This window comes from Pseudoalteromonas sp. CuT4-3 (genome assembly GCF_035666335.1).
GTDB lineage: Bacteria > Pseudomonadota > Gammaproteobacteria > Enterobacterales > Alteromonadaceae > Pseudoalteromonas > Pseudoalteromonas atlantica.
On record NZ_CP142030.1, the window covers coordinates 2,861,913 to 2,873,877 of the forward strand.

The 11,965-nt window shown below is 41.1% G+C and carries 9 protein-coding genes; 1 reads left to right on the forward strand and 8 read right to left on the reverse strand.

Annotation, left to right across the window (positions count from 1 at the left end):
- Positions 1-154: 154 nt before the first annotated feature.
- The 3 genes from VOI46_RS13205 to VOI46_RS13215 form a co-directional block, all read right to left on the reverse strand.
- Positions 155-1,516: a DUF4397 domain-containing protein gene (locus VOI46_RS13205; protein ID WP_004586071.1), complete on the reverse strand. Its 1,362-nt coding sequence runs from the start codon at positions 1,514-1,516 to the stop codon at positions 155-157.
- Positions 1,517-1,674: 158 nt separating this feature from the next.
- Positions 1,675-2,580, reverse strand: a complete 906-nt coding sequence (locus VOI46_RS13210; protein WP_004586070.1) for a GGDEF domain-containing protein — start codon at positions 2,578-2,580, stop codon at positions 1,675-1,677.
- A gap of 232 nt (positions 2,581-2,812) precedes the next feature.
- A complete protein-coding gene (locus tag VOI46_RS13215) occupies positions 2,813-3,397 on the reverse strand; it encodes a VTT domain-containing protein (RefSeq protein ID WP_004586069.1) in 585 nt (194 codons plus the stop codon).
- Between the two features lie 190 nt (positions 3,398-3,587).
- On the opposite strand from VOI46_RS13215, the gene VOI46_RS13220 reads away from it, so the two are divergent.
- The gene (locus VOI46_RS13220) at positions 3,588-4,823 is read left to right on the forward strand and encodes a TMEM143 family protein (protein WP_004586068.1); all 1,236 of its coding nucleotides are present in this window, start codon (positions 3,588-3,590) and stop codon (positions 4,821-4,823) included.
- A 78-nt stretch (positions 4,824-4,901) separates the two neighbouring features.
- On the opposite strand, the gene VOI46_RS13225 is transcribed toward VOI46_RS13220, so the two are convergent.
- The 5 genes from VOI46_RS13225 to VOI46_RS13245 all read right to left on the reverse strand — a co-directional run bounded on the left by VOI46_RS13225 (position 4,902) and on the right by VOI46_RS13245 (position 11,899).
- Entirely contained in the window at positions 4,902-8,039 is a 3,138-nt protein-coding gene (locus VOI46_RS13225; protein WP_004586067.1) for a CusA/CzcA family heavy metal efflux RND transporter, read from the reverse strand.
- Positions 8,040-8,047: 8 nt separating this feature from the next.
- Complete coding sequence (locus tag VOI46_RS13230) at positions 8,048-9,283, reverse strand: efflux RND transporter periplasmic adaptor subunit (protein WP_004586066.1); 1,236 nt, start codon at positions 9,281-9,283, stop codon at positions 8,048-8,050.
- Entirely contained in the window at positions 9,280-10,542 is a 1,263-nt protein-coding gene (locus VOI46_RS13235; RefSeq protein WP_004586065.1) for a TolC family protein, read from the reverse strand. The genes VOI46_RS13230 and VOI46_RS13235 overlap by 4 nt, the downstream gene beginning before the upstream one ends.
- Positions 10,543-10,691: 149 nt before the next feature.
- Positions 10,692-11,000, reverse strand: coding sequence for a hypothetical protein (locus VOI46_RS13240; protein WP_282337597.1), 309 nt, complete (start codon positions 10,998-11,000; stop codon positions 10,692-10,694).
- 80 nt (positions 11,001-11,080) lie between these two features.
- Positions 11,081-11,899, reverse strand: coding sequence for an AraC family transcriptional regulator (locus VOI46_RS13245; RefSeq protein ID WP_004586063.1), 819 nt, complete (start codon positions 11,897-11,899; stop codon positions 11,081-11,083).
- Positions 11,900-11,965 lie beyond the last annotated feature (66 nt).

The window sequence follows — 11,965 nt, forward strand, 5'->3', positions numbered from 1 at the left end:
TGTTATGAGTGTACCTAAAATTTTTAAAAGTTATAGCAATCTGCTTATATATGGGTTTATTTAATGTAAACAAAATCACGCTACAGCTAGGCAAAAAAAAGCCCCAAACAATAAAGCTTAGGGCTTTTACTTTCTAGAACGTGTTACATGTTACTTATTCTACGCTGTCTGTAATTGTGCGCGTTACACTCATTTTAAAGCCTGAACTGGTTGTCTCATCGTGCTCTAAAATTAAGATATAGTTACCTTCTTCGGTAAAATCTATATCGCTTTGTTGAATTAACACTATTTGTTGGCCGTTATCTTCGTATACGGCATACACAGTGTAAGCTTCATCATCTACATCAATTTCTTCTTGATCGTATCTATCTAAGCCATCAATTACATTGGTGGCATCATCAACGGTTTCACCATTTAAGGTAAAGTACACGTCAACTTCGCTTACTGCTTGCCCTGCGTAGCTTTCAATTAGGTTAACAACCGAAATAGTATGGCTGTAGCTGCTAGGTGTTAGGTTTTCCTCAACACTCATCATGCGTAAACCATTATCGACATCGTTGTAAAAAACGCCTACCGCACTTTGCTCGCGCTCTAGGGTCATTAAAAAGTTATCGGCAAGCTTAGTGCCCTCTTCGTTGTACATTGCAACGCTGTAACTATTTGGCGAAAGCTCAATGTAATCGGTGTAGGTATCGCTTGCTACCGTATTGGTATCGTTAACTGTGGTGCCACGGGTCGTGCTAAAGCTAACTGGCGAGTAATCGTCAACGGTATTTATAAAGCGCAATTGGCCTAACGCTGATTGGTGCTTTAGTGCTGTAACATAGTTATTGTCAGTCACAATATCGAGCGTGATACCATTTTCTTCTGTTGCATAACTTGGGCGGATCATGGCTACGTAGCTTTCTTCATCGTAAAAATAAACCGACTCCGACTCATACACTACATCAGTGCTACCTGCCTCAGTGATATAAATTGTGTAGTAACCCTCATCAAGGGTTTGTAAATCTAGTTCACTTAAATACTGTGTTGATGTAAATAGTTCAGCACTTTCAAATACGCCATCATCGGTTGCTAGGTAAATATCGTAGCTAGTGTCTTCACTGGTGATATTGTAAAAACCTAAGTTAAACTCATCTGTATCACTTGAAATGGGCACGCTTAGCTCTGTGAACGTAGGTTCGTCAAAGTTACCGCTCATTACAATTAGTTCGGTTTTGTCACCTTTGATTGATACTTCTTGTTCGCTAATTGTAATGTAGCTGTCGTTTGCATATAAGTATTCAAAGCTTAAATCGTAAGTGCCGGTGCTGTAATTATGACGCGTGGTTACATCAGCAAAATCAGTGCCTGAGCGCTCAGTTTCGTCTACAAATAAACGCGTATATGGGCTGTTATAAGAGCCATTATATAATTGTACGTAGCCTGTATCACTTGAGCCGTCGCTGCCGCCACAACCAACTAGAATAGACATTAAACTTAGAGGTAAAGCAGCTTTCAACAGAGAGTTGGTCATTAAAGTTTCCTTATTATTAAAATCACTATTATGACTTCTTTGCTGCATTTTAATTTCATAGTTTACAAAGTATTACCCTCGCTGACAGTTCTTTACGAAAACGTTTAAAAGTGTATTAAATGTGCAAATAATAAGGACGTATTTTTACAAAAAAAGATTTACGCGGCTATTTCAAATCGGTCTCGGCCATTATTTTTAGCAAGATACAACGCCATGTCTGCGCGTTTCATTACTTTATCAAGGGGCTCGTTGGGGGTTTGCAGCGCCATGCCAATACTTACACTAAGGTGCTTAGCCTGCTTAACATTAACACTGTGGGCAATGCTGATTAACTGCTGACAAAATTCAGCCGCTTGGCTTATATTGCTGGTAGGTAAATAGCCACCAAATTCCTCACCACCGAGGCGCGCAAATTTAGCGTTATTAACAAATACATGATTGTATTTAGTGGCTAGCTGCTGGAGCACTAAGTCACCTTCATCGTGTCCAAACTCATCATTAATTGCCTTAAAATGATCAATATCAACAATTAAAATCACATAAGGCGTGGCGGAGGCGGTTTTAACATGCCGATAAAAATAACGCCTATTATGTACTTGTGTTAAGTCATCAGTAATTAGTTCGCGCGCTAAACGGTTATGAATACTTTGCACAAAGCGCATGGTTTTAAATAAGCCATAGGCGGTAAAAAGCATTCCCATGGTTCTGCATAAGTCTTCAAAATAAACACTCATCCAATAAGGCTGCACAACTAATTCATCTATTACATCGGCCGTTGTACCCATACTCCATAACAATAAACCCAATGTAGAAAACAAATACGCTTGTTTTGAAAGCTCAGAGCACTGCACTATCCAAAATAAAAATATAAGCACAATAAGGTTGCAAAAGTCGGTAGTAAAACCGTACACGTTATTTTGCACATCTAAAGGGGGGAAAGTATTTAAAGCATAAAGTGAGAAAACAATAATGTAGAGCAGTAACGCTATACTTACCGCCTTGTTTATCCAACTCATTTTATAAAAGTTAGACAGCCTAACGGTAAGTTTTACAGTTTCAATCATAGGGTGGCGCTTTTTAGTGCGTTATTAACAAACTATAGCACACCAGAAAAAACCGTTATAAAAGGTTACCTTACCCTATACTTGCTGGGTTATTTCACCACCTTGTATACAAAAGCTTGAGCAATGCAGGCTCAAATACAACGCAAAGCTAAAAACCCACATTTGCATTATGTGCCCACACAGTTTTAGTCTCGCTGAGCAGCTTACTTACCTATACCAACCAAGTATAAAACTATATTAAGGTGCTAAGGCCCCATAAAGCTAATATTAAAATAGTAATAGCAATCATCGCTTTAGTTTTGTGTTTACTGATTATTTGCTCGGCTTTATTACCTGCGTAATATACAACAACAGCTAAACTAAAATAGCGAATTGAACGAGCAATACCAGAGGCTAATAAAAACAAACCAATAGAGTATTTCGTAGCCCCAGCGGCAAGCATCGCAATTTGAAAAGGAATGGGCACAATTCCCAGCGTCATTACAAACCAAAAACCTTGGCTTTGCATTTTCTGCTTAACATTTTCAAATTGCTCTTGGCTTGAAAACATTTCAATAACCCAGTCACCTATAGCGTCAAATAGGTAATAACCCAGCGCATAACCAAATAAAGCACCAATCACGCACCCAACTGTAGCCATAAGCGCTATTAACCAAAGCTTTTCACGACGTGCTTGCATAAGAGGCACAAGCACTGCTTCAAGCGGAATAGGGACTATCGTAGATTCTAAAAACGACGCTACGGTAATGCCTGTTAGCATATGTTTAGAATCTATAAAGTGCCGTGTTTTTTCTTTTAGTTTTTTTTGAATAGCCATGTAAATCCTTTTTTTGCTTGTGATGATAAGCCGTTGCTCAATGGGTTAATTCTTACATATTTACGTTAATACACGCTGAAAACAGTTAAAGATTTAACAGCCACATAACTGTTAACAAATTAGAAATATTTATAAGAATATTTTATTATGTGCCAATGCAGTTAAATACCTACCAAAGCAGTTAAAATTTATGCAAAGTGCACGTTTTATTCCCTTTAGAAAACAAGATATTGTTGATATGTGCAGCGCTGAGCTCACAAACAACTCAGAGCAAACATCGTTTAAACAATTTTGCGATTTATTAGCAAGCCTTATCCATTACGATTACCATTCAACACTTGAGTCGCTTAAAAATAACTACGCGCCCTTTGATCCTAATAGCGATACGCGATCTTTAGCGCCAGTATCAGCTGCTCAAAAAGCGCAGTGCCAACGCGAATTTGCTAAAGATTTTGCTAAGGTACTTGATGCAGCTAACTTTGAAGTGATCACCCATCAAGACCTACAAGATGCACTCAACGAAGAGTCACTATTTAAAGTACGCCTTGAGGTAGAGTTTGACGACTTTGAAGAAGTGGTTTTTTATCGTCGTGGCGAATCACAGCTCACTGAAACCATAACTAGTTTTTGGGGCCTTCGTAAAAAGCACCTGCACTTTACCAATTACGACCGCGTTGCGGTGTTTATTCGCTTTAAAGATAAAGCCTACTTTGAGGCTAAAAATAAAATGCCTTTAGGGTTTGAGCCAAGCTCTACCATAGTTAAGCTGTTTCAAAATGTACCCAAAGCCGACCTTGAAATGCTATTTCCGAATAGCGAAGTACGCATGCGCCCTGTTGATAAAGTGATTATTGGCTCATCGGCTTTAGTAGGCGGTGCAGTAGTATTAATCACTAAGCTTGGCGCATCTATTTTATTGTTATTTGCTTTGTTTGCTTTTTGGGGTGGCTTTAGAAGTGAGGCCGTAGAAATGACCCAACAACACTTTATTACCTTTGCTATTGGGATGGGGGTTTTTGGCAGCTTTATTTTTAAAGAGTGGAGTAAATTTAAAAACCGTAAAATTAAATTTATGAAAGCGCTAAGCGATAACCTTTACTTTAAAAACCTTGATAACAACGCAGGTGTTTTTCATACCCTTATTGACGCCGCCGAAGAAGAAGACATAAAAGAAGCCCTGCTTGCCTATACGTTTTTACTAAAATCAGAAAGTGGCTTAAGCGCACAAATGCTTGATGAGCAAATAGAGGCGTGGTTTAAAACAAAGTATAAATGCGAACTCGACTTTGAAATTAGCGACGCGCTTGAAAAACTCACTCGTATGCGTTTAGTAACCTGCACTAACGATGTGTATAGCGCAATAAATTTAGATCATGCCAAAACCATTTTGGATGAGCGCTGGGATAACCTGTTTCAATATAATTAACCTGCAATGTTTACCTAACAACAAAAAAGCAGCTGTAATTACAGCTGCTTTTTACGTTACTTAACAAGATGCAATTAGCTAAGCAGCTTGATGCCTAGTAAACTTTGCATGCACTAACTTATAAAGCGCAGGCAGTATTAATAGCGTAAGTAGAGTTGATGAAATAATTCCACCAACCACAACCGTTGCCAGCGGCCTTTGTAGCTCAGCGCCGGTGCCTGTATTTAGCGCCATAGGAATAAACCCTAAACTCGCCACTAAAGCCGTCATAAGTACTGGTCGCAAGCGCGAAAGCGCACCGGTTTGTATTGCATCTATCAAACTAAGCCCATCGGCTCTTAATTGTTTAATAAACGACAACATAACCACGCCATTTAATACCGCTACACCACTTAGCGCGATAAACCCCACACCTGCAGATATTGATAACGGCATATCACGTAAAAGCAACGCAAGCACACCACCACTAAGCGCAAGTGGCACGCCGCTAAATATAATTAACGAATCACGAAGTGAATTAAACGCGCTATAAAGTAGGCCAAATATAAGCAATAAAGTAACAGGCACAACTAACGACAACCGTTTACTTGCTGATTCTAGTTGTTCAAACGTGCCGCCGTATTCAATCCAATAACCACTAGGTAAATTAAGCTGCGAATTTAAAGCGGCTTGCGCGTCGCTTACAAAGCTTGCTAAATCGCGCCCTTCTACATTTGCAGTTACGACAACATTACGCTTACCGCTTTCGCGGTTGATTTGATTAGGTCCTTTATTAATACTAATATTTGCAACTTCGCCCAGCGGTACAAATGCAAGGTCGGGATTAGCACTTTTTGGCACAGCTACAGGCAAACGCGCAAGCTGTGTTATATCCCTCGACCAACGCTCATCTAAACGCACTAATAACGAAAAACGTTTGTCGCCTTCATAAATTAGCCCAGTTTGCACACCACCTATAGCAACACTTACACTTTGCTGTATATCGGTTACTGTTAAACCTAGCAGCGCCATGTGGTCGCGAAGCGGCGTAACCGAAAGCGTAGGCAGGCCTTCCATTTGCTCAAGGCGTACATCGGTTGCACCAGTAATGCTTTGTACCAAGGCTGTGGCTTTCTCTCCGAACTGTTTTAATGTTGATAAATCATCGCCATAAATACGCACAGCCACATCGGCGCGCACGCCAGCAATTAGCTCGTTAAAGCGCATTTCTATTGGTTGGGTAAACTCATAGTTATTACCGGGTACTTCATTAACTAAATGACGAATTTGCTTAACCAGTTCTTCTTTAGGTAAAGCAGGATTTGGCCATTGATCGCGAGGTTTTAACATTAAAAAGGTGTCGGCAACGTTAGGTGGCATAGGATCGTTTGCAACATCGGGAGTACCTATTTTTGAAAATACTTTTGCCACCTCCGGCTTAGCTAAAATGGCTTGCTCTAGCTCTTTTTGCATTTTTACCGATTGCTCAATACCGGTGCCGGTAATGCGCAGCGCATGCATAGCTATATCACCCTCATCAAGCTGCGGTAAAAATTCAGCCCCCATATTTTTAACTTTAAAGCCAAGCGCAATTACAAGCACACCCGCAATACTAACCATCATCCACGGTAATTTAAGCGATAAGCCAAGTAGCGGTTTATAGCCTTTTTTAATTCCGCGCATCACGGAATTTTCGCTTTCACTCACCTTAGCGCGTACAAATACCGCAATAGCGGCAGGTACAAAGGTAACCGCAAAAATAAGTGCACCCACTAATGCAGCAACAACAGTAAATGCCATTGGCTGAAACATTTTCCCTTCAACCCCGCTTAGTGCAAACAGCGGTAAATACACCAGCATAATAATTAAAATGCCAAATACTGCTGGACTGAACACTTCTTTAGTGGCGGCGGTTACCACATTTAAACGCTCGTTTAGTGTAAGTAGCCTGCCATGTTTATGCTGCGCAAGGCCAAGTTGCCTTAAACAGTTTTCAACCACAATTACTGCGCCATCAACAATTAAACCAAAATCGATTGCGCCTAAGCTCATTAAGTTACCCGACACTCTATTACCTACCATACCGGTAATGGCAAATAACATACTAAGCGGAATAACCATGGCCGTAATCAATGCGCCAGTTACGTTACCCAGTAGTAGCAGTAAAATAACAACCACCAGCACCGCGCCTTCAAACAGGTTCGTTTTTACAGTGTCTATGGTTTTATCAACAAGGGTTGTACGGTCATAAACCGCCTCAACCACAACACCTTCAGGCAAGCTTAGCTGTACATCTTTGAGTTTATCTGCCATGGCTTTTGCCACTACGCGGCTGTTTTCACCAATGAGCATCATGGCGGTGCCAAGCACGGTTTCTTTACCGTTATAAGTAGCAGCGCCTGTTCTGAGCTCTTTGCCTAAACGCACGTTGGCCACATCTTTAATCCTTACAGGTGCATCATCGCGCTTAGCAACCACGGTATTGGCTATATCATCAATGGTTTTTAATTGCCCTGGTGAGCGCACTAAATATTGCCCGTCAAAACGCTCTATAAACCCTGCACCTTGGTTACTATTATTTAATTTAAGTGCCGTAATTACATCACTTAGTGTGAGCTTATAAGCCAATAGCTTTTCGGACATGGGCGCTACTTGATATTGGCGCTCATAACCCCCTTGGCTGTTTATTTCGGTTACGCCTTTTACTTTTAATAGCTGCGGGCGAATAACCCAATCTTGCAGGGTGCGTAAATCTTCTGCGTTAAATGGCGTACCATCGTCTTTTAATGCACCGTTATTTGCATGCACAGAGTAAGTAAAAATCTCCCCTAGCCCGCTGGCAATTGGCCCTAAGTTTGGTTCAATACTGGCTGGTAAATCTGATCTAATACTTTGAATGCGCTCTGATATTTGCTGGCGCGCCCAGTAAATATCGGTGCCTTCATTAAAAATAACGGTAACTTGCGAAAGCCCATAACGCGAAATTGAGCGGGTATAATCAAGCTTAGGAATACCCGCCATTGCAGTTTCAATCAAATATGTAATGCGCTGCTCGGCTTCAAGCGGAGTAAAGCCCGGCGCTTTGGTATTTATTTGCACTTGTACATTAGTTATATCGGGTACAGCATCAACGGCTAAATTTTGTGTGTTGTATACGCCAAACCCAGCAAATAAGAGTGTGAGCGCAAGCACCATCATGCGGCGCTTTACCGCAAACGAAACTATCCAGTTAATCATGTTGCCTCCTAGTGAGAGTGACTTGCGCCGCTTTTTAAAATATCGGCTTTAATTACATAACTATTCTCAGTTACGTACTCACTGTTTGGCGAAAGTCCTTCAAGCACTTCTACCCACTGGCTGTTTTTAGCACCGAGTTTTACTGGGCGTACTTCAAACACATTGCCACTTTTAATAAACACGCTAGGTTTGCCATTAAATTCCTGAACAGCAATCGCTTTAACGCGTACAGCCGCATCTACTTTTGCAGTACTAATGTCGCTATTAACATGCATACCAGGTCGCCAATGGCCATCAGGGTTTTTAAGCTCGATTCGCGCACGCGCAATATGCCCGCCACTCATCATTGGGGCTATGTAAAACACCTCACCTTGGGCATTTAAATGATGATGTAAGTCATACACTGTAGCGCTTTGCCCTATGGCGAGCTTTTCAATGTTATCGGGAAAGGCCGACAGCTCAACCCATACGGTTTCAAGGTTTACTATTTGCATTAAAGCGCTACTGGCAAGCTCGCCGCGCTTTAAATATTGCTCGGTAATAACACCTGTAATTGGGCTTTTTATGGTGTAATTTTGTAGGGTTTCACGGTTGGTTATGCTGGCAAGCTTATCGCCTTTTTTAACGTTTTGACCAATGCTTACAAAAATATCGTTAACTAAGCCAGTATAAGGCGCCATTACTTCAACGGTGCTCTGCGCAGTGGACGCTATAACACCAAATAAAGTATCGGTTAGCTCAACGCTACCTGCTTTTGCAATGTCAGTTTTAATACCAGCGCGTTCAATTGCTTTCTCGCTTAGCGTTGTACGCCCTTCTTCTTGCTCATAATGATAATTTATTTCAGCGCCTTTATAGCGAGCCATTACATCAAGCTTAAAAGAATGCGGCTCGTTTACGCTCACGGTACTTACTAAGTAGTCATCTTCAGCTTTAAAGCGAATAAGCTGTGGCGCTTCACTTAAACGCTGCACGTTTATGGTTACGTCCAACTGCTTTATATCAACGGCTTTATTGTTATTAAACCCATATATTCGCAGCTCGGTATTACCGGCAAACTGGGTTAATTTAAGCTCTAAATCAAGGGCGTTATTGGTTAGTAAAAAGCCGCCATGCGGGCCCTTTTCTTGGTGTTCATCTTCATGGCCTTCTTCGTGATTGTCATCAGATGCCATAGCCATGCTACTTAAAAATGGGAGTGTAAGTAATTGCGTAATTAATAATGCGATAAGAGTTTTATTCATGATTGATGAGTCTCAATTAAAGGTTGGCCAGTTAAACGCTCAAGGGTAAGGAGCACTTGGTATAGCTCGCTATGCGTTATGATAAGTGCGCGTTTAGCATCAAATAAAGCTTGCTGTGCATCGAGTAATTGCAATACCGATATTCGCCCTTGTTGATAGCTTTTTAAGCTTTGTTTTATAAGCGTTTGCGCTTGTGGAATAACCTGCCGTGTTAAAAGCTGTGCTTGCGCCGCTTTGCCTTGGTAATACGCATAGAGCGTGCGTATTTGCTTACGTAACTGTATACGTAATTGCCCTTGTTGCTCATTAAGTAGCGTAAGTTGATGCTGCGCCGCCTCAATATTACCGCCATTAGCATTACTTAATTGCAGCGGCATTGAAAACGAAAACACTAACGAGCTGGCATCAGTTTGCTGGTTATATCGCACACCACCACCAAGGGTTAAATCACTTTGACCCGTTGATTTTTGCAGTGCTAAGTTGGCAGTTTGTTGCATGTATTGCTGCTGTAGTAGTGCAAATTCTGGTGCTGCATTTACCATATCAAGTAACGCTGCCTCACTTTTAATAGCAGCTATTTTTGATAAATCTCCCGCATAGTAATCACTCACTTGCTCCTCTTGCCAAAGCTCATTGAGTGCTAAGCGAGAGCGCTCAAATTCACTTTGTAGCGTGGCCGTATTTAAATCTACTTGGCTTAATGCATAACGCATGCGGGTTACATCAGCACTTGAGACCGCACCGGCTTTAGCGCGTTTTTCAATTGCGTTGAGTGCCTGCTTAACAGTGTTTTTACGCTCACTGTTTAGTGCAATTAACGCCTGAAATTTTAATACTTGGTAATAACGCTCAGCGGTGGTTGCTAAAAGTGCTAACCGAGTATTTTTATACTCAATTGTTTGCGCTTTTATATTTGCAGTAGCGTAATTAATACGATTTTGGCGTTTATCGCCAAGCTCAATTAACTGGCTTAAAGCCAGCGTGTACTGCGCCCCCGAAAACGCATGAGAGCCATGAGTTCCTAAAAAGTTTTCAGCTTCAAAGCTCAGCTCAGGGTTAGGTGAAAGCGCGGCTTGGCTTTTAAGCGCGGTTAATATTTTTTGATGGTACGGGTAGCGTTTAAGCTGTAAGTTTTGCTGCTCCGTATTTTTAAGCGCCTGCTTTAGCGTTAATACGTTTTGAGGCTCGCTTTTTGCCAAAGCGCTCAGTGTTGGTAGTGCACACAGTAGCGCCACCAGCATAAGTGGTTTTTTGTTCATATAGCATATCCGTTTTAACAAACAGAGTTGGCTTAATCACTATGCCTATTTTAAAAACAAGCGCGATTAAGCAACCTAAATATGTACATAATTAGCCTTGTAGCGCACAGGCGCAGGCAGTTATATACAAAGTGTTTAAAATTTAAAAACTAGCTATAAAAATTGGGTGGCGGAACATCTGGTGGGTAATTTAAACCATTGTAACAAGCATTGTTTGTGGCTTGGCTTTGTTCAGGGCTTATTGAATGATTTATCGTACTGTAGTAACCACAGTGGCAATGCTGATGGGCATGAATTTCGGTAGGTGGTTGCGCGTCTTCATCGTTTGTATCGGCCACAGACTGAATGTGCGAAGCATGATCGACTTCTTCTTGTAAATGATACGGGGCAGCATCACAGCTAATAAAGCTGTGTACAAGCACAAGAAGTATCACGACTAAAAAGTAGTTTGAGCGCATCCATTACCTAAAACTATAAAATGCAATTTAAGAAACCGCACAATACCTTAAATTTATTCAAATGTAGAGAGCCGCCCACGTTATTTTCTAAATTCACTTGGTGACACGCCCACTGATTTTTTAAACCGTTTTGAAAAATTAAATATATTAGGGTACCCCACGTAAGCGGCAATATGGGCAACCGGCCAGCGGGTATTTAGTAGCAAGTTTTTAGCCCGTTTAATACGTAAGTAAATCAGCTGCTGTATTGGGCTTTTACCAAATTGCGCTTGGCATAACCTATGTAAATGCGGTGCTGAGTAATGTACTTGTTCGCACATAGCCTCTATTGTCCAATCAAACTGCAGGCGCTCTTCTACTTCTAAAAACAAGCTGGTTAATCTATTTTGCCCGCCTATTTGCGGCTCGCTTTGAAGCGTAGTGTTTAAATAGTGGTTTAAAATAGGCATTACGCCTTCGCGCAAAGTAGCGTTTGCCTCGCTGTATAAAAGCTCCATCGCTAAATGTAATGGCGCTAACTGCTGATTAGTTAATACTTTAGCCTGCGCTAAATTTAAATGTTGCCAGCGCTTGGTATTTGCAAGGTTTAGCCAAATCACATCCCATTTTTCGCTCGCTATTTCTACCTCAAAACTTTGCCTTGCAGGCAATATCGCTAAGCTATTTTCGGCAAGTATAAATTGGTTATTAATGGTTTTTAGCGTGCCCTGCCCAGCTAAGGTATAAAAAAGAGTGTGTTCAAGTGGGTTAGTACGTGCAACACAATAATCACCCAATAAATTTGAGCAACCTGCCAGCTCTATTTCAAGGTTTGGCATTTGCGAAAGCGTGTTTAAATCAATAAACCGCTCTGTACACTCTGGGCCAATATCGAGTACATCTACAATGGTGTTGCGCATAATTTAAAATAATAGTTTTGGATAAATAAAAGAGAGCTTTAAGCATAACCGCAACGCATTATTTTA